The 23,898-nt window shown below is 58.2% G+C and carries 19 protein-coding genes and 1 tRNA gene; 5 read left to right on the top strand and 15 right to left on the bottom strand.

What is annotated here, in order from left to right:
* The first annotated feature begins 100 nt into the window (after window positions 1–100).
* Window positions 101–2,017: a hybrid sensor histidine kinase/response regulator gene (locus Pan189_RS08680; protein WP_145363530.1), complete on the top strand. Its 1,917-nt coding sequence runs from the start codon at window positions 101–103 to the stop codon at window positions 2,015–2,017.
* A gap of 6 nt (window positions 2,018–2,023) precedes the next feature.
* On the opposite strand, the gene Pan189_RS08675 is transcribed toward Pan189_RS08680, so the two are convergent.
* Window positions 2,024–2,767 carry a hypothetical protein gene (locus Pan189_RS08675; RefSeq protein ID WP_145363529.1) on the bottom strand — a complete coding sequence of 248 codons (744 nt, stop codon included), beginning with the start codon at window positions 2,765–2,767 and terminating at the stop codon, window positions 2,024–2,026.
* Between the two features lie 177 nt (window positions 2,768–2,944).
* Between Pan189_RS08675 and Pan189_RS08670 the strand changes: the two genes are divergently transcribed.
* Together Pan189_RS08670 and Pan189_RS08665 are read left to right on the top strand one after the other, a co-directional pair.
* Window positions 2,945–3,514 (top strand): methylated-DNA--[protein]-cysteine S-methyltransferase, encoded by a 570-nt coding sequence (locus Pan189_RS08670; RefSeq protein ID WP_145363528.1) that lies wholly within the window; start codon window positions 2,945–2,947, stop codon window positions 3,512–3,514.
* A 90-nt stretch (window positions 3,515–3,604) separates the two neighbouring features.
* Window positions 3,605–4,150: a DUF2617 family protein gene (locus Pan189_RS08665; RefSeq protein ID WP_310821261.1), complete on the top strand. Its 546-nt coding sequence runs from the start codon at window positions 3,605–3,607 to the stop codon at window positions 4,148–4,150.
* 6 nt (window positions 4,151–4,156) lie between these two features.
* Here the strand turns inward: Pan189_RS08665 and Pan189_RS08660 are convergent, their stop codons facing one another.
* The 9 genes from Pan189_RS08660 to Pan189_RS08620 all read right to left on the bottom strand — a co-directional run bounded on the left by Pan189_RS08660 (window position 4,157) and on the right by Pan189_RS08620 (window position 14,450).
* Window positions 4,157–5,614, bottom strand: coding sequence for a sulfatase (locus Pan189_RS08660; RefSeq protein ID WP_145363526.1), 1,458 nt, complete (start codon window positions 5,612–5,614; stop codon window positions 4,157–4,159).
* A gap of 93 nt (window positions 5,615–5,707) precedes the next feature.
* On the bottom strand, window positions 5,708–8,812 hold the full coding sequence (locus tag Pan189_RS08655) for a CHAT domain-containing protein (protein ID WP_145363525.1): 3,105 nt from the start codon (window positions 8,810–8,812) through the stop codon (window positions 5,708–5,710).
* A 340-nt stretch (window positions 8,813–9,152) separates the two neighbouring features.
* Window positions 9,153–10,391, bottom strand: coding sequence for an NADH-quinone oxidoreductase subunit D (locus tag Pan189_RS08650; RefSeq protein ID WP_145363524.1), 1,239 nt, complete (start codon window positions 10,389–10,391; stop codon window positions 9,153–9,155).
* Window positions 10,392–10,527: 136 nt separating this feature from the next.
* Window positions 10,528–10,800: a hypothetical protein gene (locus Pan189_RS08645; protein WP_145363523.1), complete on the bottom strand. Its 273-nt coding sequence runs from the start codon at window positions 10,798–10,800 to the stop codon at window positions 10,528–10,530.
* 21 nt (window positions 10,801–10,821) lie between these two features.
* Entirely contained in the window at window positions 10,822–11,355 is a 534-nt protein-coding gene (locus Pan189_RS08640; protein WP_145363522.1) for an NADH-quinone oxidoreductase subunit C, read from the bottom strand.
* Window positions 11,356–11,376: 21 nt separating this feature from the next.
* Window positions 11,377–11,985 (bottom strand): NADH-quinone oxidoreductase subunit A, encoded by a 609-nt coding sequence (locus tag Pan189_RS08635; RefSeq protein ID WP_145363521.1) that lies wholly within the window; start codon window positions 11,983–11,985, stop codon window positions 11,377–11,379.
* Window positions 11,978–12,475, bottom strand: coding sequence for a DUF2203 family protein (locus tag Pan189_RS08630; protein ID WP_310821260.1), 498 nt, complete (start codon window positions 12,473–12,475; stop codon window positions 11,978–11,980). The genes Pan189_RS08635 and Pan189_RS08630 overlap by 8 nt, the downstream gene beginning before the upstream one ends.
* A 166-nt stretch (window positions 12,476–12,641) precedes the next feature.
* Window positions 12,642–13,196 (bottom strand): 4Fe-4S binding protein, encoded by a 555-nt coding sequence (locus Pan189_RS08625; protein ID WP_145363519.1) that lies wholly within the window; start codon window positions 13,194–13,196, stop codon window positions 12,642–12,644.
* A 117-nt stretch (window positions 13,197–13,313) separates the two neighbouring features.
* Entirely contained in the window at window positions 13,314–14,450 is a 1,137-nt protein-coding gene (locus tag Pan189_RS08620; protein WP_145363518.1) for a M20 family metallopeptidase, read from the bottom strand.
* 229 nt (window positions 14,451–14,679) lie between these two features.
* Between Pan189_RS08620 and Pan189_RS08615 the strand changes: the two genes are divergently transcribed.
* Window positions 14,680–16,155 (top strand): BBP7 family outer membrane beta-barrel protein, encoded by a 1,476-nt coding sequence (locus Pan189_RS08615; RefSeq protein ID WP_310821258.1) that lies wholly within the window; start codon window positions 14,680–14,682, stop codon window positions 16,153–16,155.
* Between the two features lie 108 nt (window positions 16,156–16,263).
* A complete protein-coding gene (locus Pan189_RS08610; protein WP_310821257.1) occupies window positions 16,264–16,548 on the top strand; it encodes a hypothetical protein in 285 nt (94 codons plus the stop codon).
* 13 nt (window positions 16,549–16,561) lie between these two features.
* Here Pan189_RS08610 and Pan189_RS08605 read toward each other — a convergent pair whose 3' ends face one another.
* The 5 genes from Pan189_RS08605 to Pan189_RS08580 form a co-directional block, all read right to left on the bottom strand.
* A complete protein-coding gene (locus tag Pan189_RS08605) occupies window positions 16,562–18,025 on the bottom strand; it encodes a DUF1501 domain-containing protein (RefSeq protein WP_145363515.1) in 1,464 nt (487 codons plus the stop codon).
* Between the two features lie 65 nt (window positions 18,026–18,090).
* Window positions 18,091–21,177, bottom strand: a complete 3,087-nt coding sequence (locus tag Pan189_RS08600; protein WP_310821256.1) for a PSD1 and planctomycete cytochrome C domain-containing protein — start codon at window positions 21,175–21,177, stop codon at window positions 18,091–18,093.
* Window positions 21,178–21,521: 344 nt separating this feature from the next.
* On the bottom strand, window positions 21,522–22,382 hold the full coding sequence (locus Pan189_RS21310; protein ID WP_310821255.1) for a hypothetical protein: 861 nt from the start codon (window positions 22,380–22,382) through the stop codon (window positions 21,522–21,524).
* Between the two features lie 390 nt (window positions 22,383–22,772).
* Window positions 22,773–23,651, bottom strand: a complete 879-nt coding sequence (locus Pan189_RS08585; protein WP_145363512.1) for a leucine-rich repeat domain-containing protein — start codon at window positions 23,649–23,651, stop codon at window positions 22,773–22,775.
* Between the two features lie 145 nt (window positions 23,652–23,796).
* A tRNA-Ala gene (locus Pan189_RS08580) sits at window positions 23,797–23,869 on the bottom strand.
* Between the last annotated feature and the right edge of the window lie 29 nt (window positions 23,870–23,898).

The following is a 23,898-nucleotide window of genomic DNA, read 5'->3' as shown; positions in this document are numbered from 1 at the left end:
CCACTGAGAATTGAAGTTGACGGCAGAAGGATCGCGATAATTCGCGGCAGTTCGCTGAAGAATGAATTAGAATTGCAATTGGTTCGGTGAGTTTGAACTGATGACGGAGTCGACGAACCAACATCCACGCATCTTGTACTTCGCGAACCGGCCGATCGCGCAAACCGGTTTGCAATCGTTCGTCGATGAGCTTCGTGACGAATTCGATTTGGTCGAGGTACAAGTCCACGCCAGTCAAGACTCTCGAAAGTTTCTCGAAGCCTTCGATGCTGAGATCACCAGTCGGCTCAAAGAAGCGGCTTGCGATATTATTGCCTTGGACCTATGCGCCTTCGACTCGCGATGGGTGTCCAAAATCATATTGGGCATCGCCGATCGGCATCGCTCGATTCCGCTGTTGACGGTCATTCCTGATCGTCTCCATGCGGCGACGGCACTCGACGCCGGCGCGGTCGAGTATGTCGCCTGCGATAATATTTCGCACTCGGTCCTCCGCCACGCCTTTTATTCGGCGATCGCACGGAACTCTATCGGCGAATCGTCGCGGCTCGTGGAGAGCGAGGTCCGCCGGCTTATTGATGAAAACATCGACGGGATGCTTGTCGTCAATGAGACCGGCAAGGTTTTATTTGCGAATCGATCGGCCGAAATGCTCCTGGGACGATCGCACGAGGAACTGGTCGGATCGGACTTCGGCTCCCCTTCCGCCGATGAAGATTCGTGTGAAGTCAACATCGTTCGAGAACGCGGAACGGAGTTTGAAACGCTGACCGTCGAGATCCGCTACAGCGAAATTGAGTGGGCCGGAGAGACCGCCTACCTGGAGACACTGCGCGACGTAACCGACTATCGCCAAGACCTCGACGACGCGGTCGAATCGACAAGGCAGCGTGATCAATTCCTATCGACCTTATCACACGAATTAAGAAATCCGCTCGCGACAATGTCTTACGCGAGTGAATTGCTGAAACGTCGGATGTCGGGGCTCGACGAGCAATTGACCTTTACGATCGAAACGATCGGACGTCAGGTGCAGCACATGAAACGGCTGCTCGATGACCTGCTCGACATCTCACGGGTTTGGCAGGGAAAAATTAAGCTCGAGACGTCGCCGTTCGATATGATCGAACTGCTCCAGGATATCACGCGGGAACTTGATCCACGGTTCGAGCAGAAATCACAGACCTTAACCGTCGAACTGCCAGCGACCACCGCCCCGGTCGACGGCGATAAGTCGAGGCTGCGGCAGGTCTTCTCAAATTTGCTCAGCAACGCCGCCAAGTACACGCCAAATGAAGGATCGATTCACGTCTCCGCCGAAGTCGCCGCCGGAACGATCCTGGTGCAGGTGCGGGACAATGGCGACGGAATCGCAGACGACAATCTTCAAAGCATTTTCGACCCGTTCGTTCAATTGAAACATCGGACACACACTAAGGAGAGCGGACTCGGGATCGGCTTGGCCGTCGTGAAAAAGCTGACCGAACTTCACGGAGGTTCGATCGTGGCATCGAGTGATGGTCCGGGGCGCGGGTCGACATTCCGACTCACGTTTCCCCTGCTCGATCCGTCGCAGCCTTTGGAAGAATCGGTCGCCCCGAAACCCCGAGCAAGGCGGAATGATTATTCGGAGACGGTCCTGGTCGTCGAAGACCTCGATGCACTTCGCTACGTGACCCGCTGCAACGTGGAGAGTCTCGGCTACGATGTGATCGAAGCATCCGACGGCGAGGAGGCGTTGCACCAGATCGAGCGACGTGAGCCTCGGATCGCGATCGTCGATATCGGGCTGCCGAAACTGGACGGCTGGGAAGTCGCGAAAAGAGTTCGCCGATCCCGCCCACCGGAAGAGTTGTTCTTAATCGCCTTGACCGGCTACGGACAGAAGCACCATCTCTTGCAATCGCGGCAATCAGGATTCGACGTGCACCTGACCAAGCCGATCAATCTCGAAGAACTCGGCCGCGTCCTCGACGAAGCAGCCGCGCTGCAGACCGCCAACGGCGAAGACGGTTGACGGCGCTTACTTCGTCGCGATCGCCTGAGCCAGCGGCCTGAGCACCGCCTCAACGACGTACTGCTGCATCAAGTCCTCGGCGTGCTGCTTGAGCGTCAGCAGCCGGTCTTCGTAAGTATCACCGGTATCCAGACTCCCGTACTGCCGCACCGTGAAGTAAATGCTGATTTGATCCTCGGGAAATTCGGATCGCCGCACTTGATAGGCGTTAGTGCGAGTCTCGACCAACAGCCGCGCCTGAGTCCGGCAGTCTTCATCGAGGGCAACGGTGATGTTGGGCTCGAAGTTCAAAATTTTCGAGCCTGGGATGTCGGTCATTCCGTCGAGCGCGGTGCCCGTGCCGAGGGCTTCCGCGACGACCTCATCATGATTGCCTCGATAATTGAAGTCGAAGCCCATCATGTAATCGAGCGCCTCGCAGTCGAGCGGTGAGACACTCAACATGTACGGTACCAATTGAAGAACCAGCAGATGCTGCTCGACCGCGGCGTCGACCGATTCCGGATTGATATATCCGCTGCAAATCCGACGCGGTTCGAGGGTGACCCAACGCTGATGGCCCTTGTCCTTATCCTCTTCGAGGACGAAGTCGCCATTGTCCCGGGTGTAAAAATTTCTCAAGACCGGATATTGCTTCTGAACCCGTTCCAAGAACGCGAGAATCGTTTCCCGACCGTCGGGCAAACGCATCTCGGTATTGAGGTTCATATTCACGTAGAAGTCGTCGGCGAATGAGCCGTAGACGTCCATCGGTGTCCCCGATATGTATGTGAGAAAAGCGAGTGGGGATTGGCTAAATCCGCGGGTCCGCTATCTTATCGGTCGGGTCATAGCCGGTCAAAGTGCCGCTCGGTCACCACGTTCGCCCGAGAAGGAATTGTGATTGTCTCAGCAATTCCATGATTTTCATCTTTGAGAGAAGCCATCATGCCGGCAGCACAGAGTTCGCAGGCTCATCACACGGTCGTCGAATCGCCGCTGGGATGGTTCGCGATCGCGGGTTCGAGAGGAATAGTGACCGATATCGTCATCGGTCATGCCGAACGCTCCGCCGCCTTGGCCGAATTGAACGAGGAGAAGCGATTTGAGACGCCCGGCGTCCGGCTCGACGTTGATCAAGAGATTCTGGCGGAACGTCTGCTGCACTATTTCTCCGGGGAGCCGATTTCGTTTCTCGATTTGTCATTCGACTGCACCGACCTTCCGCCCTTCACCGCCAAGGTAGTCCGCCGACTTACCCGGCTCGACTACGGACGCACTGCCACCTACGGTTCTCTCGCTGCGGAAGCCGGATCTCCTCAGGCGGCCCGAGCGGTTGGAAATGTGATGCGATTGAATCGCTTGCCGATCGTTTTGCCCTGCCACCGGGTTCTCGCCTCCGACGGTCGCTTGGGCGGATTTTCGGGCTTCGGCGGTACTAGTTTGAAGAAACGATTGTTGGAGTTGGAGTCAAGCGGCAATCCCGACCTTCCGCGACTTTTTTCGACTCCCCGCTAGCGCCCGTTGATTTCATTTCGCCCGGGTCAGTCATGACCTATAATTCTGGCGACAAGCGGGTCAAATCACCGATTCAAAGCAGGCAAGAGAGTGGCGGTAGGTACTGTTCGGCCGGTCGTTAGCGACTTGGTCTTTCAACTCTATGACCGCAGTGTTCACCCGGAGCTGATCGAGTCTCGGGCCACGTTGCGGTTCGAGCAGCCCTCGTACAGCGGCAGCGTCGTGCTCGCCGATGCCGGGCATGTGATCTCGCTGCGGAACGAGGAGCGGACCGTGACCGAGGTCATCGGCATCGGAACGATCACGCTTCCTGAGCGTGACTGCCTCAAGAATCGCCGCATCATCGGACTCCGCAATGATGAGCGAGAGTTTGGTAACGACTTGAGCTATCAGGCGAGCTATCAGATCGAGCGTCTCGACTCGGAAGTCTTCGCGCGGCTGCACGAGGAAATGCTGCTTGATGCCAGCCGAGCCGATGTGGCCTATCGGTTTCATCCCGGCAATCGAATGCACGCCGAACCGGTCAGTCTGGCCCGCGTTTCCGCAGAACCGACTTCGCTACTCGTCCATGCGTTTCACACGTTTCCTGACGAATACGCCATCGTCAGGTCGCAAACGCTTTTTGAGCTACGGTAACCCGGCTCAACCACGCCGCTTTTTCTTCAGCGGTGTTCGCTTCAGGTTGGGGGGCATCTCTTTCGCGGCGGCAACGCGCTCGGCGAGCAGTTTTGCCAAGCGTTTTTCTGTCTGCTCGTAGTCGGGATGCCCCGCCAGATTGACAGCTTCTGCAGCATCCGATTCGTGGTCATACAATTCGGTTCCCTTTTCGCCGTCCTGTCCCCAAGACGTGTAACGGTAGCGCGGCGTACGAATGCTGTATCCACCGTAGAGCTCCGTCAGGGCCGCCTGTCGCACCGAGTCTTGCGGTGCCTTGAGGACGGCAACCTGGCTGACGCCCGAAACGAAATCGGGCGTATCGAGCCCCGCGAGTTCAGAGAGCGTGGGGTAAAAGTCGACCATCTCGGCGGGAGCCTCGGTGGAAACGCCTTGTTGACAGCCGGGCGCTCGGACGATGTAAGGAACTTGCGACCCGCGATCGAAAAGCGTCCGCTTTTGATAATGCCCCTTTTCGCCCATGTGGTAACCGTGGTCCGAAGTGAACACGACGATCGTATTTTCGGCGAGTCCGCTACGGTCCAGCGCGTCGAGGAGGCGTCCGACCTGGGCATCGGCAAAAGTAATCGAAGCGCGATAGGCCTGAATGATCTCTTGCGCTACTTCCGGCTTCAGATTCTTCTGCTCCTTAAATTGATTCAGCCATCGTACGGCAGGCTTGGGGATGCTCTCAAAATACTCAGCGTCCGGCACCTGCGGCACAACGACCTGATCCCGCGGATGATCTTCAAAGTGGTGCTTCGGAGCGACGAACGGCGTGTGCGGCCTGAAGAATCCGACGGCGAGGAAGAATGGTTGTCCGCTCTCGCCGTAACCTTCGAGAAGTTCAACCGCCTTCGTCGCGCTCATCCCGTCGGTTTGTTCTTCATCGCTTCCCTCCGCGGCGAGCCAGCTTAGAGTCGCTCCGAATCTTCCCGGCAAAAGCGTATTGATAATGTCTTCTTCGTCTTTATCACGACCGCGGAAATTGAAGGTCTGATCCCACGAAGCCGGGTCGTCATGCCCCGGGGTACCGATCGCAGCCGGTACGTTGTAGTGATAAATCTTTCCGATTCGCACCGCTTCGTAGCCGTTGTTCCGGAAGTGCTGAGACATGCTCGTGACCTCGGGCAGTGTCTCGCGAATCCGGATGCTGTTCCTCTTGATGCCGGTCTGGTCGGGATACAGCCCGGTCATAAATGAGGCTCGGCTCGGCCCGCACAGTGGAAACTGACAGGTCGCATTCTTAAAGCGGACCCCCGAGGCAGCGAGGCGATCAATATTGGGCGTATTGGCGTTATCTCGACCGTAGCAACCGAGGTCGGTATTGAGGTCGTCGCAAATCACGAACAACACATTCGGACGATCACCGGCATCAGTCGGCAGCGACGATCCCACTAAAGCGATGGCCACGAAAACAACGGCTGGAATTCGAGCGAGCGTCATGGAGCACTTTCTAAGTCATCGGCAAAATAGGGATCCCGAACATGATCGAAGCGACGGGCGTCGTCAACCACCCCAAGGCTCTAGCCCGCGGGCTTACGGCGAGCGTGTTCGCAATTGAAAGTGTGGCTCGCCGTAATGGACGTAATTAGCCCACTCGTATGAGTGGACCTCATGAACCGCCCGTCGCGCGGCGGCGACCGCCTGTCCGACGCTCGCCGTCTCCTCGTCACGCCCGAGTACGGAGCCGTAAAACGTCCGCGCAAAGACTTCGGCCGCCGAGTCATCGACCGGCCAGTACGTTCCGATGAACTGGCCGATGCCGCCACGAAACAGGGCTTCGGCCACGCCCACGTTTTCACGAAGCTGCCGCTGCACGCTCGGACCATTCTCTGCATCGCGTCGGCGAATGCGTGCCGACTCGCATGAGTTGAAGATCACCAACGCGGGGAGGCGCTCGAGTGCGAGCAGGTCGGAACCCCGCAGTACGCCGTCGGCCAACACGAGCCCGGAATTAGCCCGGTCATTCGGGTCGAAAAAACTGTGCCCGGCGTAATGCATGACGTCGAACTCGCCGGAATTGAGATCCTCTCTGACTTTACTGAGTGTCGCCTTCTCTTCCCGCCGAATTTCGACCTTAACCCCCGGAAGCTTTCGCAGGACGTCGTAAATCCAAATGCCTTCTTTCTCGGCGCCGGGAAGATCGTCCGTCGGATCAAAAATCAGCAGCACCTTCATCTCTTCAGAAGGTCCGACCTTTCGCAGCCATTTCGTCACGGACAAATTCTCGGCGAGATATCGTCGCGTCAAGCCCTCACCGAGAACCGGAAAGTCGTCGCCACTGAGCATCGTTTCATAGGGAATCCGTGATGCGGCCGAGTCGTGAATGACGACCAGATGCTTGTCCAGGATCGCTTCATTCGCCATCGCCTCGCGAATTTCGCGATCGAAAATGAGCTCGCACAATCTGCGTCCGAAATCTTCGACGTCAAATTTCGTTCCGGGGTTCTCTTTGAGTTCATCCAGCGTGGCAAATAAGTCGTCCAGCTCACGCCGATTTACATCCTTCGCTCTGTTAAAGACGGTTGCTTTCCCCCCCGAGGTCAGCAGTGACGACTCGACGCGAACAATGCTCGATCCTTTCGAGCTGTCGAAACCCTCCGGCATCCGGACCGTCAAATAGACCGGCTGTTCCTGGCCGGTGATTAATTGACGGTGGCTACGAGACTTATTCCGGTCTCCATACTCCACTTCATCAATCGTGATCTCGACGTCTTTCAAAGTGTTTGACGTCGTGGACCGGCGGAGAACGTGCTCCCGCATTTCTTCGTAGCGGGCATCATCGCTTTCGCACATGACGACGCGGCGAAACTTTTGCTGCCGAGTCCCGTTCCGGACCGCCTCGACAAATCCTTGGAAAAGATTGTCGATGGTCGATCGGACGTCGGCACCACTCGATGCCCCGACTGGGAGCATGGCCAGTTCATCAATGCCGGACTGAATCAGCGTTCGCACAATATTTCTTGCGACAAACTTCTGAACCGATGCCGCGGAGGTCGGGTCTGACCGAAACTGGCTGTAGCTGCCGAGGCCGGCAAAGACCACGAACTCGGCCAATAGCGGATTCCGACCCACGGGCATCATGAAGATCCGCCCCATGTCGGCGTTGAGCAGTCGTCGTTCGAGAAACTCGGTGACGGCCCCGCCGGTCAACTCATCGACCTGTCTCGCCGGTCCACCGGGCGTGACGTTTTCAAAGATACCGAGCACGTAAGCCCGCACAGGAACGTCGAACAGGTCGCCATGCTGAAGTTCTAACTCGAGCCGGAAGTCGCTTCGACGTCCGACGACGAGGTTCCGAATTCGTCCGTATTCTTCGAATTCGTTTTCAGCACTATTGCCTTGGCGTCCCGGGGCGGGAAGCCGGTCGCCCGGAACGGAAATGAGGCCGCGCCGAAAGAACGAAACGGCTTCGGCGTCAGTAATCGCGTTCCCGCGACGGCCGCCATAGCAGGTTCCCGCTTGCAGCGCAGCGAAGGTCAGCCCTCGGGTCGTCACCTCTTCGCCACGTCGGGTTTGCAAGGCCAGTCCACGCTGCGTCCGCCCGTGCTCAATGATCTCTGCAGCGGAGTTGATCACGTCGTTGCTGGTTACCAAACCATTGTGCGTAGCTTTGAAGGTCCTCGTATTGCTATCGATGCCGTCATACAACGCGAAATCAAGAGGGACGGTTCCATCACCTCCGGTCTCGTGTTCCTGATAGTCGAATCGGCCCTCTTGGTTGAGAGACGCCGAGACGACCGTCGGTTGGTCGACGCCGGCGAGCAGGAAAAACTTGTCATCAGCCGGAGCGAGCGACTCTTGCACGTCGGTCGCCTCGCGCAACCTCGTCCCCATCGGATTCGCTTCGCCCCACGCATCGGTATCGAATAAGTCGATAGCGCTGAAGACGTCGCGATGGGGCAGCATCTGATAGATCGAGGGCAATGTCCGAAAGATATCGGAGACCAAATCTTCGGTCTCGTTCTGCTCGTCGAGGCAGCCGGCAAACTGAACCGTCGCATTGCTGCCGTCGAGCACTTGCACGACTGAGAATGAACCCCGGTTTGGCGTACCGAGCATGATGACCCGCTTGATTCGCCTACGCATCGCGGCATCAGCCTGCGCGTAAGCAGATCGCGCGACGAGTCCTCCCATACTGTGCGCGACAACGTAAAGTTCGTCGGCCTCCTCTGAATCGAATGCCTCAAGTAGTTCTGCGCCGAGCTCGTCGATGCTCAGTCGCCAATCGTACGCATAATCTCGGACATCGTTGCCTTTCCACCAGAGCGTCCAACGCAGTCGCGTGTAGAGGCCGGGAAACTGTCCATACACTTCGACGCGGCCCCGAGAACGCCCTCGCATGGCCAAGCTGGTGAGGTCGCCATTGCGGATGGAGTGCGGATCAAGCCAAATCGTGTCCCGATTCCCCCCGCTGGTGACGCCCAGCGTTGAACCAAGAATCCCAGGGAGAACATAGACCACTCGCTTGCGACCGCGGGTCGACTGCTGCGCAGCCCCCGCGAGATTCCGCAATTCGTGAAGTTCCTCAGCCGTGAAATGGGCCTTGAGGCGAGCATCATCCGGATTGGTCCGGAGGAGTTGATCGACTTCGACCGAGGTCAATTCGTACGGAGAGAGCGTCTCAAGCGATTTCGCCACCGGGAACCCTTAATGAACAGAAGTTACTAGACGTACTTCTTATCCCGGTGTGACGCTGGAAGATCAATTTCTTTTGAAGTTGAGTCCGTGAAGTTTGATAGTTCGTTTGAGAAGACTCTGCGTCTGAAGATTACAGAGGATCGGCTAAAACCGAGCCGCTGGAAGCGATTTCAATACCAGCCATAGGCCAAGCCAATGGTCGATCAATCAGCGATCTTCCCGACGGCTGGCGCCTCGGGCTTGTCTATCAGACGAAATCAGACCGTTGCTAGCACCTCCAACGGTCTGGGACTGGCGTTGTGAGTTCGTGACCCGCCGCAGATCACCGGGTTGCTCGGCTCTACCGGTCGATCTCGCCCATCACGACGTCGAGAGAGCCGACGATTGCGGGGATATCGGCAACGAGGCACCCCACCGAGAGCGGGCCGACGACCGACAGATTACAGAAGCTGGAACTCTTCGCTCGCGTTCTGAGCGGCACCGGCGAACCGTCGCCGATCAGATAGAAGCCCATCTGCCCGCGGGGGCACTCGGTCTCGAGATAGGCCTCGTCGCGTGGCAACTTCTCCATCAGTTTGTGAGGAACTCGGTACTCACCATCCGCGTCTTCGTAACGGTCCAACGCAGCCCGCACCAAATCCAGTGACTGTGCGACTTCCAGCATCCGCTGATAGAAGCGGCACCAATTGTCACCAATCTCGACGCCCGACGGCATGAGTTCATAAGGCGCGAAGTTCGGCTTGAAGTCATATCCGTCATACATTCGGGTGTAGACCGACTCCCCGTCGCGCCGGAGGTCATGATCAACACCGCTGCCGCGAAGGACCGGACCGGTGCAGCCGTGGTCAATCGCCATATCACGCGAAAGAACGCCGAGTCCCGCCGTTCTCTTGATGAAGATCGCGTTTGTCGTCAGCAGCGTGTGATACTCCTTAATCCGCGGCTGCATCCAATCGCAGAACAGTCGGACGGCATCAACCCACTGGATTTTTTTGCCCTGTTTAATACCACTTAGTTGCGCCAGCCCGGGCGGTATCTCGATCTCGCGCGGGAGGTCATGCGTCGCCCCGCCAATCGTGAGGTAGCTGTAGGTCAGCCGAGCGCCGCACGCTTCTTCGAACAGGTCGAGGATGATGTCCCGCTCGCGGAAGGCATAAAGGAACGGACTGAATGTGCCGAGATCGAGCCCGTACGCTCCCATCCCGACGAGGTGACTGGCGACGCGTCCCAACTCGGCGATCACGACCCGCAGAGCCATCGCCTTCTCGGGCACCTGCATTTCGAGCAATTTCTCGACACACAGAGACCACCCGAGATTCATGTTCATCGCGGCCAGATAGTCCATCCGGTCGGTGTAGGGAATCCACTGCGCGGGCGAGAGATTCTCGCCGATCTTCTCAGCACAGCGGTGCAGGTAACCGATGTGCGGCGTGACTTCATGCACGACTTCGCCGTCGGTGCGCAGCAGTAAGCGCAGTACGCCGTGCGTACTGGGATGTTGCGGCCCCATATTGATGAGCATCTCGTCCGTGCGGACGTCGAACTCGATCACACGAGGGTCTTCAGCGTGTACCGGCATGAGAAAACAGGGGATGAGAGTTCGTCAGGACGCCATTGTTTCCGCGACACTTGCGCCGCTGGCGTATCCTACGCCCCAATGCATGCGGTTCCACCTTACGGCAGATGAAATCGTCCATAGTTCGTGACCTTCGTGGTCACCAGGGCATTGCCGTTGCTAACGCCGCGGACAATCCGACACACACCAGCAGTAGCGCTGCCGTCCCCCCGCATCCGACTTTGGTCGGCGTGATTCCAAGTTCGCCCTCGATCCGATCAGCCGCCTGCTTCGCCTCTTTCAGGCTCACGCCGTAGCCTTCGCGGATGACCTTGATCGCGGCGATCTTATGACCGTCTTTCAGCAGGCCGGTCGCCATCTCCAGCGTCGGATCGCCAGTCGGGGCGTCACTGCCTTCGTCGTCGGGCGGCATGGCGGCGGCTCCGTTGAGAATCTACTTGCAACGAATTCCGTGGTACTCGAGCGGAAACTCGTAGTCTTTACGGAGCGGATGCCCGACCCAGTCTTCCGACGTCAAAATGCGACGGAGGTTGGGGTGATCCGTGAAGTGGACTCCCACAAGGTCGTAGACTTCCCGCTCATGCCAGTCGGCGATTGACCAGACAGAAGAGACGCTGGGACATTCCGGCAACTCTCCCGGCGTATCGTCTTTCCAGCGGGGCAGCAGCACCTTCAATACGAGACTCTTTCGCGTCTCGTAGCTCGTCAGGTGATACACGACTGCGACGTGTAATTCGAACGGAAATCGCGACCGTTTTTTCTCATCCGGCTCGCAATAATCAACGGCCGTCAGATCGTTGAGATGATCGAACCGGTAGCGTTGGTCATCTCGCAGAAAAAACGCGACGTCGACGACGCGTTCCGCTGCAATTTCGATCCAAGGATCTTTTGCGTCGGTCGCAAGCTTCAGCACGATGTCCGAGCCGAACTTCGACTGCAGCGTGCTGAATATCTCCTCAATCGCCATCAGTTCAATTCCTGAAGCCTGTCAAACAGGTGTCGTTTCGACATTGGCAGGGGATTGCTCGCGATTGTAGCCGACCCCCCTTCGATCGACGGCCGCATTCTTGACGCGATCGGCTGCCGTCCGGACCCAGTCGAGATCGCCACGGCTCCAAACGTAAGCGAATCCGACAAGTAAAACCGCGAAGAACACAGCCACGTCGGCGAACGCCGTCCAAGCAAGCTTTAATCCTGTCGCGGCATCGACCAGTTCGGCTTCTCCCAATTGACCAAGCGGAATACCCGTCAATTCCGAACTGAGGATCGCCCGCGCAGTTGGCTCTCCCTCGACGGTGGCCACGGCCTGCGGCAGCCGCTCATCCGCCAATTGCACAGCCGGACCGAAGACCGTCGCCCAAGGGAAGAAGAACGCCACTTCGACGTCGAATACGATGAATAGCAGGGCCACGACATAGAATCGGAGATCGAATTGCAGATAGTTCGATCCGATCGTCGGCTCGCCGCATTCGTAGATCGATTGTTTCTCGCGATTCGGCAACGTCGGCCGAACGAAACGACCAATCGTCAACGGCACGAGCAGCGCGATGATCGCCGCCGCCATAAAGATCAGCAGGTGCAGGACGAGATCAGCCATCCGTGTTCCCGTTCGATTCCGGGCTGTCTGCGTCGCCAAATTCCTCGCGACCGGCAACGCTGTCTTCAAAGACCGACCGACGATCCGTCAGCTTAGACCGTTCCGGCCGCCAATAGGTGATCTCGTCGTTCGGGTGCAACCATCCGAAAAAGACAGGACCGTCATGTTCCGGCCAGTCGCCCCGAAATTCGACGATTCCAAGCGACGCATCGCGGAGTTCTCCTCCGACCTCTGATAGCTCTGCGACGTAATGTTCGAGCGTCTTCTGGTCCCGTTGAACGATCTCTTCAATGGAGTCCAACTCGTCACTGTGAAACGAGCCGGTCGATTGCTTACGTCCCCGGCGACGCAGGATTTTGAGACGATCCTCGCGATCAGCCAGATCGTGCGAGAGCGCGACGATGTCCGCTGCGATTTTACGAACCAATGGCAATCGGCGATTGGCACCGGCCAATGTCATTGATTCGTGGCTCGACGATTTGTCGGACATACGGGTCTTTTTTAACGGGTCTGCGGAATGCGGCGCTGCTGGAATCGTTTTCGACCAACTCAATAATTGCAACTGACTCATCGATGCAATCGAATCATCAGTGCAACCTACTCCCCGCTCCAACCCGCGGTCCAGTCCAACAGGAGAAGACAAAGAACTCGACCAGTCACGCTTCGACCGCGGCGGCTTCTTCGAGAGGATTCGGCTCACCTTTGATCCAAACCGGTTCGGCGATTCGTTTCGACTCCGCGACCGCGGAGGGATTCAGCGTCGCACGCCCCCACGCAATCTCCAGCGGCAACTTGGCGTAATCGACAACGCAGCCGTCACGGCTGTAGCAGCTCAGGTCGAAATTAGCTCCCATAAAAATACAGTCGACCGGGCACGGGTCGACGCAAAGAGCGCAAAACATGCACTTCGAGTAGTCGATCAAAAATCCATCGACTCGGAAGCCCTTGCCGGCGGGGCTCTTCGATTTCTCAATGTAGATGCAGTCGACCGGGCAGGCGACCGCGCACTTGTCGCAGCCGATGCAGGTCGTGAGGTCAAATCGGTGAAACCCGCGATAGCGAGCCTTCACCGGCACGGGAACCTCCGGGTACTCGTAGACCTCGGTGTGAGCGCGACGAGCGTAGGTCCGCAGCATCGTCCGCAGCGTCACCGCCATGCCCGCCGCGACTGTCGTCACCGCCGACCAGAGATTTTCCCACCACTCCCGCATCGGATTCCTTCGACTCGTTGGCTCCAGGATTGATCGAAGTATATGCAGTGACTGCCAAGCCACAAACCCAAACTCGCGTGCGACGCCGGGTCGCACGTCGCGTGGCGACGGCCCGCTTCAGCAATTGATGCAGTAGCGCGTGATGAGGTTCGCAAACAGTTCGGTTCCGGCATCAAGCTGTAACAGAGCGATCCATTCGTCCTTCGTGTGAGCCTGCGCGATGCTGCCCGGGCCACAGACGGCGATCCGCTCCAGGTCTTCGCCGAAGATGGCTCCGTCCGTCCCGTAGCAAACCGTTTGTGCACGGTCGCCGTTGGCGAGTTCCAGAAGCTCGCGGATGTAAGGATGATCGGGCGCAACGCTGAGTCCATCGCCACGCGATTTGATCTCGATCTCGACTCCCGACTCCCGACCCGCCTCGCGGACGCGCTCAAGTAGTGGAGCGATATCGAGACCCGGAATCGGTCGCAGGTAGATCAGGCACTCGCTCTGCGGAGATTTCACGTTGATCGCGTGGTTGTGATCGCGAATGCCGATATTCCAACTCAACGTCGGCGGGTCGAACCTCTCGTCATGCCACCGCGCGTCAGTCTCCGTTTCGTCGTGCAGCTGTTTCATCTGCTGCAGGAAGGGAATCAAATCGTGATTCGCGTTCCGTCCGGCGGCCGAACTCGAATGGGCCGCCTCCCCCCGGGCTGTGGCTCGAATCAGGCAGGAGCCTTTGTGGGCATGGACAATCTGCAACTCCGTCGGCTCACCGATGATTGCCGCCGGCTGCGCTTCGACGAGCTCTCGATATAGTTGCGATTTGTTTCGGACTTCTTCGGCGCCGATGAATCCGACCTCTTCGTCGGCCGTGACGACGAAATAGAGCGGCGCGCGAAGCTTCTCCGATTGCGTGAACGCCGCCGAGGCGAGGGCGCAGGCGAGCGACCCCTTCATGTCGCAGCTTCCCCGCCCGTAGAGGCGTTCACCAGAGACGGTCGGCTCGAAGGGGCCGTGCTGATCGATGCCCCAGTCATCGGCGGGAACGACATCGGTATGGGCGAAATAAGCCCATCCCCCGCTCCCTTCGCCGCGGCGTGCCACGACATTCGCCTTCACGACGCCCGCCGGGTCTCGGTACTCGACCCATTCGGTCTCGAATCCCAGTTCGAGTAGTTGATCCCGAACATACTCGCTAACGGCGACGTTGGACGCACGACTTACGCTGGGAAACGCAATCAATTCGCGCGCGAAGTCCGAGGCCGTCATGTGATCGATCCTATGCCAGTTATTTTCTTCGCCAGTCAAGTATTCGCGAATCATAACCCTTTGCGCCCGAAGGCCCAATGGGCTCAGAAGGCCGGAACTTTCGTTGGAACCGGTCCGATCGTTTCAGCATGACGATTTCGGACAAGTAGAACCGGGAGAATGACCGATAGACCTGATACGACCCTCACCACCGGCCTGCGCTCCTCGAATGTGTGGAGTGCGGGTCTTCGTGTCGCGAGTTGTCTTACTTGAGGAACGGACGATGACCCGCTGCCCGCTTCACTGCATTCTTATTGCCGGCGCAATATTTTGCGCGGCAACCGCCACGTACGGTCAGTCGGCCGACGAAGGCGTCATTCATTTGGGCGGCTCCACTTCGGAGGAAGTCGAACAGGTCACCTGGAAGCCCTATAATCTGGGCGATTCCGCTCTGATCAACCCGGCTTCGCCTTGGCCACCGGTCATGCCAATTCCGCAGCCGCTCGGCGAAACGTGGAGCATCGGCACTCACCAGCTCAGAGGCGGCCATGCGGAGCAGAACTCCGGATATTGTCCGCCAATCCAGCAAACGTCGACAATGCCGACGATGGCGATGCCGAAGGAAAAAAAGCTCTTCGTGCCGCCTTCCGATTTTCACTTCCTCGGCTACCGCTTGTTCAAGCCGGCGGAAGTCTGGGGCCGTATCGAGTATCTGCATTGGGGCTGGACCGATCCCCCGAACAATGCGTACGGCGCGCAATTCTTTTACGCGCAGGGAACTTCGGTGCCGACCGACCCGACGACCACATTCAACCTCGGCAACTCGGTCATTAAATCTGATGGAACAGCTTTAACCAATGGCTTAGCAAACGATCTCGGCCTCGTGTCGCTGTCTGGAACCAACGGCATTCGCGGAACCTTCGGTGTGCCACTCAACACTGGTGCCGCCTTTGAGTTTTCCGGTTTCGTCCTCGAGCAACGGGGATTCGAATATGCCAGAGCGACTCCCCCGGCAGTGGCACTCCCCGTCACTGCCAACCTTTTCCCAACAGACATCCTGCCGGTCTTCACGGAAGGTGCTGTCTACTCTTACGCGGCCGATGCTTGGGGACTCGACTTCGACTTCGTGATCGATCCGCTTTCCCCGCCGGGCGACGGATTTCACATTCAGCCGACATTCGGATTCGCCTACCGTGCAGTCCAAGAGCAGCAGGGTGCCGAGTATATCAATTTTAATGGAACCAACGGAACGGTGACCGGAATCACCACGGACGTCCATAACAATATCTGGGGTCCCACCGTCGGTGCTCGGTTCGAATTAATTCACAAGTGGTTGACGCTCGGGACCGAGCCGTCGGTGCTGCTCGGCGTAAACAATGTTAAATCACGGGTCATCGCGACCAATTTCCTCGGTTTCAGCAGCAACCGGTCTCGCAATGATTTCCTGTTCTCGCCCGTGTTCGAATTCGACGTCTACGCCCGCATCAAAATTAATCCCAAGGCCCGCTTAATCATCGGGTACGATTTAATGCGTTTCTCACACGTTGTCCGTCCGGCGGACAACACGACTTATGACATCACAACCGCCAACGGCGGCCGCGCTTTCATCAGTAATATCAACAACGGAAGCGACTCGGTCACCGGTATTAACTTCGCCCCGGGCAAGTCGGTGAAAGTCATGTCGCTGGACGGGATCAGCGTCGGCCTCGAATTCGGCCCCTGGTAAGCCAAGTCGAGCCTGAGCGGCTTGCGCCGGCTTTCGAATATTTCGGCACTGAGAGAGTGAATTTTGAGCCGTGTTGACCGGCGGCGACCTTTCGCTAAGACTACCGGCATGTACGCCGCGTCTCGCAGTTTCGAATTGGGCATCTTGCCGGTTTTTCTACTCGGCTTAATGCTGTATGAATTCGCCCGCGGGCACTACCGGGATTGGCCTGTTTGGTCGCTGCTTGTCCCAATCGCGATCTTCGCTTATTGGGCGATCCGGTCTTGGAGCGGCGATAGGGTCAACGCGACGAACGACCCGTCGGGTCACCGCCACTTGATTCTGCTGGTTGGATCAACGGTCGGCCTAGTGCCGTACTTGCTCTGGCGGGCGAAGAACAAACTCTTTCCCTGAGCCCTCCTGCCCCTCAGGCGATCCAATCGCGGATGACCTTCCCGCCCACATCGGTCAGACGGAAGTCGCGACCCTGAAAGCGATGCGTCAGCCGCTCATGATCAATTCCGAATTGATTGAGCATCGTGGCGTGAAGATCATTGATGTGCACCGGGTTCTCGGTAATGTTCCAGCCGATCTCATCGGTCTGCCCGTAGGCTTGGCCGCCTTTAAGCCCGCCACCGGCCATCCACATTGAGAAGGCGAACGGGTGGTGATCTCGACCGGTCACGGCTTTAAAGCCGGGGCGGTTCTCTCCCAACGGGGTCCGACCGAATTCGCCCCCCCATACGACCATCGTTTCGTCGAGCATTCCGCGACGTTTTAGATCGCTGAGCAACCCGCCGATCGGCTGGTCGGCCGCGTAACTGTTATAGGCGAGTTCTTTGTCGAGGTTTGCGTGGTGGTCCCACGATGCGTAAATCACGTTGACGAATCGCACACCCCGTTCGACGAGCCTCCGCGCGAGCAAACAGCTACGAGCGAAACCTTTAATCGGATTATTCTGTCCGCCGCGTCCTCCCGTTAGATGCTTCGGTTTCTCGCGATCAATACCATAGAGGTCGAGGGTCTCCTGAGTTTCATTCGAAAGATCGATCAGCTCCGGCGCGGCGGTCTGCATTCGAAAAGCCATCTCGTAATTGGCGATGCGACTTTCAATTTCCGGATCCCGGATCATGTCGTAGTGACGGCGATTCAGATCACCGAGTGCGTCGAGTCCCTCGCGTTGAATTCGGGACGGAATACCGTCGGGGTTCGACAAATTCAGCACCGGCTCTCCCGACGCACGAAAGCGGACGCCCGCGTATTTCGAAGGCAGAAATCCACTCTGCCACAAAGACGCCCCCCCGCTCGAACCGCGCCCTGCCGTCAGCACGACATAACCGGGCAAGTTCTTCGTTTCGCTGCCGAGGCCGTACGTCATCCATGACCCCATCGTCGGCAGCCCGAATGTCCCCCGGCCGCACTGCATCATCAACTGGGCCGGGTGATGATTAAATTGCTCGGTATGAAGCGAACGCACGAGCAGAATGTCGTCGGCATGTTTGCGGATGTGCGGCAGCAAGTCGGAATACTCGACGCCCGATTCACCACACGGTTGAAACTTCCGCGACGAGCCCATCAATGTCGCGGATTCTTTCTTAATGAAGGCGAAGCGGACGCCTTTCGTCAGCGATTCGGGGAGCGGTTCGCCGTTTAATTTGTTGAGGGTTGGTTTCGGATCGAACAAGTCAATCTGCGATGGGGCCCCGGCCATGAAAATGAAGATGCAAGACTTCGCCTTCGGCGGATGATGAATCACATCACCGGGCTGCGGCGTCGACGCGGCGGTCGCGATGTCCTGTCCCAGCATTGAGGAAAGGCCGGCGAGACCCAGTCCCCCTGCGGTCGACGTTAAGAAGTCGCGGCGAGAAGTAAGGAGTTGCGGACCGATCATTAAGAATCGCTCAAAAGGTGCGTATGAGTTCGGAGGCGATGATGTCAGCTGTCAGTTGTCAGCTGTCAGCTACGAACAAGAAATTCATCGAGATTCAGCAACACGCGAGCGACGGCGATCCACGCGGCCTGATCGGCCACCGCTTTATTTTCCGCCTCGCTCTTCCCTTCTTCCTCGCCGACCAGTTCCGCCGCAGACTTCAAATTCTGCTCGTAGTATGACAGCGAAGACTGGTACAGTTCTTTAAGTCGACGCACTTCAAACTCGCTCGGCGCTCGGCCCACGCACCGACGGAAGCCGGTTTCAATGGCCTCCGCTTGTTGCTCGGACGATTGCTGCATCACTTCACCGAGCGCTTGCGCGGCTTCCAAGTAAACAACGTTATTGAGTGTCTGCAACGCCTGCAGCGGCGTGTTTGATGTCAGCCGTGAGACCGACGTCGTATTCGCATCGGGGCAGTCGAAGGTCATCAGGTTGGGATGCGGCGCGGTCCTCTTAAAGAACGTGTACATCCCCCGCCGGTATCGATCCTCGCCGTCGCTCGCACTCCACTTAAATTGATTGGCGTAACTGAGGGCCGCGACATCGGCCGGCATCGGGGGGAACACACTTGGGCCGCCGACTTTCCGCGAGAGCAAACCCGCCGCAGCAAGCGACACATCACGGATGATCTCTCCTTCGACGCGGAAACGATTCTGACGCGCGAGCAGCAGATTGGTCGCGTCGATTTCTTCAAGGTCCGGCCGGTAGGCTGACGATCGCCGATACGTTTGCGACAGCAGGATGGTGCGGATCAACCCCTTGCGGCTCCAACCATTGTCCCGCAATTCAGAAGCGAGCCAGTCGAGCAGTTCGGGGTGCGTCGGTCGCTCGCCTTGCGTTCCAAAGTCGTTCGGCGTTCGCACGATGCCGGTGCCGAACAGGTGCAACCACACATGGTTCGCAAACACGCGAGCGGTCAGCGGGTTCTCCGGCGAAACCAACCACCGTGCGAGGTCGAGTCGGTCGGCTCCCGTCGCAGGGTCGCGGGGTTTGAGCGAAGGCAGCGCCGCCGGACCGGCCGGATTAACCGGATCGAGCGGTTGGAGGAAATCGCCGCGCCGGAACATGTGGGTCTGCCGCGGTTTTTTCTCCCGCTGTCCGATGACCCGCACCTTGAGGTAAGGCGACTCCGGAGCTTTCTTCTTGAAGGCATCGATCTTCTTGGCAATCGCGTCGGTCTTCGGATGCCGTGACGCGAAATAATCAAACAGATCTCCATTTTCCTGTTCGCTTCGACGCTGAAGCGGTTTCGACAGCACCGTCCGAATCCGTTCCGGCAGTTCGCTCGCGCTGTAGTCGCCCGTCATGTACGACAACCGCAATCGCCCCATGAGGTGAAACGCCCCGTGATACTGGTGCATCGTCACATGCAATCGCTCATCTTTTTGCAGCTCAAGCGGTTCGCGGAATGGAAGCACAATATGGCCGGTTTCACCGGAATCGAGCGACCAACCCTTTTCATTCCCCTTCGTGAAGAGCTTGTCGGCGCCCAGCCCCTTCCGCGATTTCGACGCTTGCTGCTTATGGACGGTGAACGCCTTATTCGTCTGTTTGCCATCCATGTCGGTCACGAACCCCGTCACCATATTGAGCATGAACGCCCCGTTATCGCCGCGCCCGGGTCCTCCACCCGGCAGACTCTCATGCGGCATGACTTCGAGTTTCAGCCCCGTTACGGTGACGTCAGCCGGGATATCAGTGGCGACCTCGTAGGCCGCCTCGTGCCAACGTTTGCCCGAGGCGAGCAGCGACCCGTCTGCCAGACGCTCGAACTCGAGTCCTGCCGGGCCGGCAGCGACGACGTTGTCGAACAGGTGGTAGCGGGCCGACTGCGGCGAAGTTAGTTCCGTCAATCGCTCGGCCTGCCATGTCTGAAATTCGCCGCGGACTTCCTCACGAGCTTGATGCAGTTCGGCCGTCAGTTCGGCGAGTTTTTGCTTGTGCTTCGCGTTGGCGATTTCATACTGCCTCACCGCGTCTTCCGACTTCGCGACCGTCGTGGTCTTCTCGTCCCCGTTGTCGAAGAAGCTGTAGAGTTCGTAATACTCCCGCTGCGTGAGGGGATCGAACTTGTGCGTGTGACACCGGGCGCAGCCGACCGTCAGTCCGAGCCACACCGCACCGGTCGTTTCTACTCGATCGAATACCGCGGCAACACGGTACTCTTCCTGATCGACGCCCCCCTCATTATTGGTCAGAGTTTGACGGTGAAAAGCGGTCGCCAATTGCTGAAGTGGCGTCGCTTCCGGAAGCAGGTCGCCCGCGAGTTGCTCGATCGTGAATTGATCGATCGGCATATCCTCGTTGACGGCATCGATCACCCAGTCGCGGTAACGCCAGGCATTCTTGCGCGGTCGATCTTTCTCATAACCGTCGCTGTCGGCATAGCGGGCTTTATCGAGCCAGTGGCGGCCCCACCGCTCGCCGAAATGGGGCGAGGCGAGCACACGGTCGATCAATTTTTCGTAGGCGTTCGGCGACGGGTCCGCGACAAATTCGTCTACCTCAGCAGGCGTCGGTGGCAACCCGAGGAGATCGAGATAAACGCGGCGAATGAGAGTGATCCGATCCGCCTGCGGTGACGGCGAAATTCCATTCTCATTTAACTTTGCCCGGACGAACGCGTCGACAGGATGCATATCATCGGGGCTGTGGGCCGTTTCGCTGCTGACCTCGGGCGGCGCGAGTCGTTCAATCGGTTGAAACGACCAATGGTCGACGCTGTCCTCGACGGCCGAAGAGTCCTCCGGCCACTCGGCACCTTGCTCGACCCATTTTCTGAGTAACTCAATTTGTTCAGCCGACAGCGGATCACCGGGCGGCATCCGATCCCCTTCACTCGTACCCGAGACGCGCGAAATCAATTCACTTTTTGCCGCTGCACCGGGCCTGATGACCCGACCATTGTCGCCACCATTGAACGCATCCTCACGGCGGTCTAATCGCAAACCGCCTTCGCGTTCGCCGCCGGCGTGGCAATCAAAACACTTTGCCTCCAGCAACGGAGCGACCTGCCCGGCGAAGTCGATTTTTTCGTCCGCCGCAGCCGTCACGTTCGCGCCGACCAGTAACGCGATGCCGAACATTGACAAAAGGGGTCCGCAACGCATGGGCGTTTCCGCTCCAAAGAAAGGAAGAATATCAGTGAAGTCGACCGGCGAGCCGGTCGGCTCCGCCATTGCTTCGATCGTCGCTATGACGAAATTCTACCACCGCAACCGAGTATCATCAAAGACCGCTGATTGGACGATCGGAAATTTGAGCCGCGACGACACCGTCACGCATCGTGCCGCTATTGCAGGGATTATACCGAGTCGCAGAAGTTCAATTCGCAATTTGACGCCAGATACGTTCAGCGCGCCCTCCAAGTCGCCTGAAACCAAACAAAAAAGAGCCGGGCATCATGCCCGGCTCTTTGGCTTCGCGTACAGAATCTAGCTGCGACCGATTCGACTCAGCGAATCGATCGGACACGCGGCGAAACAGGTTTGTCGGTCTTCTCATCCGACTTCAGTCGCGCCGCAACGGCTGAAATCACCTGCTGGCCGCCACGAATTTCACGGTGCGAGAAGTACGGCTTCGGTCCGAATCCGCCGAGTTGGTTGACCGATAGCGTTGCCAACTGCTGCCACGACATCTCGTCAGAAAGGTGCCACGCTGCCGCTTGAGCCGCCTGCTGCGGAACTTCTTTCGTTCCGATCAGCGCGATCAACTCTTGGAGTGCTTCACTGTCGGTAAATTTCTCGACGGGGACGGGAATGTAGGTCATCCGAGGATTGGGAGTCGGCTTGCCATATTCGAGGCAGACCGATTTGAACTGCACCCGGGCGACTTCGTCCGGGGGTATCGAGAAGAATCCTCCCGCCCCGCCACCGGCTCCGCCCAAACCGCCGCCGAGGCCACCACCGCCGAGGCCGCCGCCAAGTCCACCGCCCACGCCGCCACCAACCGCCTGTCCGCCACCACCGCCGAGTCCACCTCCCAGGCCGCCACCGCCCAATCCGCCACCGCCTAAGCCGCCACCGGCGCCGAATTGCTTGAGCACTTGTACGCCGACAAATGATTCGGGCAATTCGACATTCAGCGGCTGATCCGATTTGTTCGTTATAAAGAGGTTGCCGCCCGTCTCATCTCGCGCGACGAGCTTCGCTTCGATAACGCCCGACTCCATTCCGTCAAACATCGTGACGGTCTCGTCGCCGGGTGTGTAGGACGGCTCAGTCACATATCGCCGACCGCCCGCGTCGGCGGAAGATGCCGCCGCGAATGCCGCCGCCAGAGCGACGGCGCCAAGAATCGATTTGCGTGCAAGCATAATAAAATCCGATTTTCGAGATGCGGGTCGACCGAACGGCGGACCGCTGGCTTTGCACCGGCGTTCCAACCCCGGAACGTGGATACATCGGCGGCGCTACACAATTGCCTCGTCAACTACAGTAACGTCCACTTCCGCTGATCTTCAACGGGCATTTTCGGACGGGCCGCAGTTTTTCGTATCGACAATGCCGGACCGGCCGAACGAACGGAACTGACGGTTGCTCAGGTCCCGTCGTCCTTTTCAGCAATCAGAGCGTTTTATGCAGGACATACCGGTTTAGCGGGAGGCTGAAATGACCGTCCACCACGTCAAGCACGCGACTCAATTTCACAGTAAGCGATCGTCCGCGTTCTCTTCGGGCGCGAAGTAGTTCCGGTCCGGCTATCGCTACAGATTGTCGGACTCATCGAACTGCATCCAGAATTGCTCCGGCGGCAGCCGCGTCTGAAAGGAATCCCCGATTTCCCGCAACGATTTCATGCTGCGGATCGTGTCGAGTCCCTTGGCGATTTCGGTAGGACTGAAAATCAGCCGCTCCAGCGGCAATCCTTCGAGCGGCGTCAAATCGCTTACTTTCGTTCCCGCGATATTGAGCCGGCGGAGCGATTTCATGTCCGACAGCGGAGCAAGATCGCTGACCAGACTGTCTTGAACGTCAAGACTGGCCAGACGAAGTCCGGAGAGCTTCGACAGGTCCGCGAATTTCGTCTGCGGCAGCCACAACGTTTCGAGCGGCATCTCCGAGAGACTTTCAAAGTCCGCGACCTGAGTCCCCATCAGATTGAGCTGCCGCAGCGGCATCGTCTTCAAAACCGAAATGTCGGCCACCGGCGTGTTCTGCGCTTTGAAAATTTCGAGTTGCATCCCTTCGAGCGGAGATAGGTCAGCGACCTTGGTCTCCTCGAGGGTGAGGTCGACCAGAGGCATCCCACTGACAACAGCGATCGACTCGACAGGAAGACCGCCGATGTCCAAGACTCTCAGAGGCAGGCCCTCAAGTGGTGCGATGTCTGTGACGCCGGATTGGAACAACTGGGCTTCAACGATCTTTCCTCCCACTTTTGTGAATTGGGCATTCTCATTCGCACCCAACTCCTCCCGCAACTCCGCCACCGTCTTGCCGGACGTCACCGGCGGGGCCAGCGGTGCACGCGGAATTTCGGGCGGCGTCAAACGTTCAACACGCTCCCCGCATCCGACAGCAAACAGGACTAGGATCAATAGCAACGTCGACCGCGCCCCGAAGCTCTGCCAAAAGCGAATCATGCGATCCTCTCGTCTTCAAGGTGGGTCGAAGTCGGTGCGTCCGAGCCGCAGTGAGTCCGGCCGTTGAGAGCCACAGCCTCGTCACGCTTGGCAGTTTCGCCGACCTGCGTAATAAGAAAGAAGCCGCCCGTTCGGGGCGGCCAAGTGGAGCCGATGGGATTCGAACCCACGACCTTCGCATTGCGAACGCGACGCTCTCCCAACTGAGCTACGGCCCCTTATTCCACTCGAAGAAACCGGTTTGAGA

The organism is Stratiformator vulcanicus, assembly GCF_007744515.1.
Classification (GTDB): domain Bacteria; phylum Planctomycetota; class Planctomycetia; order Planctomycetales; family Planctomycetaceae; genus Stratiformator; species Stratiformator vulcanicus.
Note: the sequence above shows the minus strand (reverse complement) of the source record. Positions and strands in the feature narration are given on the sequence as shown.

Excerpts from the sequence above, each read along its gene's own strand:
- Pan189_RS08680 (WP_145363530.1), top strand. The coding sequence starts at position 101 with ATGACGGAGTCGACGAACCAACATCCACGCATCTTGTACTTCGCGAAC.
- Pan189_RS08635 (WP_145363521.1), bottom strand. The coding sequence starts at position 11,985 with ATGGCTGATCTCGTCCTGCACCTGCTGATCTTTATGGCGGCGGCGATC.
- Pan189_RS08660 (WP_145363526.1), bottom strand. The coding sequence starts at position 5,614 with ATGACGCTCGCTCGAATTCCAGCCGTTGTTTTCGTGGCCATCGCTTTA.
- Pan189_RS08670 (WP_145363528.1), top strand. The coding sequence starts at position 2,945 with ATGCCGGCAGCACAGAGTTCGCAGGCTCATCACACGGTCGTCGAATCG.
- Pan189_RS08625 (WP_145363519.1), bottom strand. The coding sequence starts at position 13,196 with ATGCGGGAGTGGTGGGAAAATCTCTGGTCGGCGGTGACGACAGTCGCG.
- Pan189_RS08645 (WP_145363523.1), bottom strand. The coding sequence starts at position 10,800 with ATGCCGCCCGACGACGAAGGCAGTGACGCCCCGACTGGCGATCCGACG.
- Pan189_RS08675 (WP_145363529.1), bottom strand. The coding sequence starts at position 2,767 with ATGGACGTCTACGGCTCATTCGCCGACGACTTCTACGTGAATATGAAC.
- Pan189_RS21310 (WP_310821255.1), bottom strand. The coding sequence starts at position 22,382 with ATGCTTGCACGCAAATCGATTCTTGGCGCCGTCGCTCTGGCGGCGGCA.
- Pan189_RS08605 (WP_145363515.1), bottom strand. The coding sequence starts at position 18,025 with ATGATCGGTCCGCAACTCCTTACTTCTCGCCGCGACTTCTTAACGTCG.
- Pan189_RS08620 (WP_145363518.1), bottom strand. The coding sequence starts at position 14,450 with ATGACGGCCTCGGACTTCGCGCGCGAATTGATTGCGTTTCCCAGCGTA.
- Pan189_RS08610 (WP_310821257.1), top strand. The coding sequence starts at position 16,264 with ATGTACGCCGCGTCTCGCAGTTTCGAATTGGGCATCTTGCCGGTTTTT.
- Pan189_RS08650 (WP_145363524.1), bottom strand. The coding sequence starts at position 10,391 with ATGCCGGTACACGCTGAAGACCCTCGTGTGATCGAGTTCGACGTCCGC.
- Pan189_RS08640 (WP_145363522.1), bottom strand. The coding sequence starts at position 11,355 with ATGGCGATTGAGGAGATATTCAGCACGCTGCAGTCGAAGTTCGGCTCG.
- Pan189_RS08585 (WP_145363512.1), bottom strand. The coding sequence starts at position 23,651 with ATGATTCGCTTTTGGCAGAGCTTCGGGGCGCGGTCGACGTTGCTATTG.
- Pan189_RS08630 (WP_310821260.1), bottom strand. The coding sequence starts at position 12,475 with ATGTCCGACAAATCGTCGAGCCACGAATCAATGACATTGGCCGGTGCC.
- Pan189_RS08600 (WP_310821256.1), bottom strand. The coding sequence starts at position 21,177 with ATGCGTTGCGGACCCCTTTTGTCAATGTTCGGCATCGCGTTACTGGTC.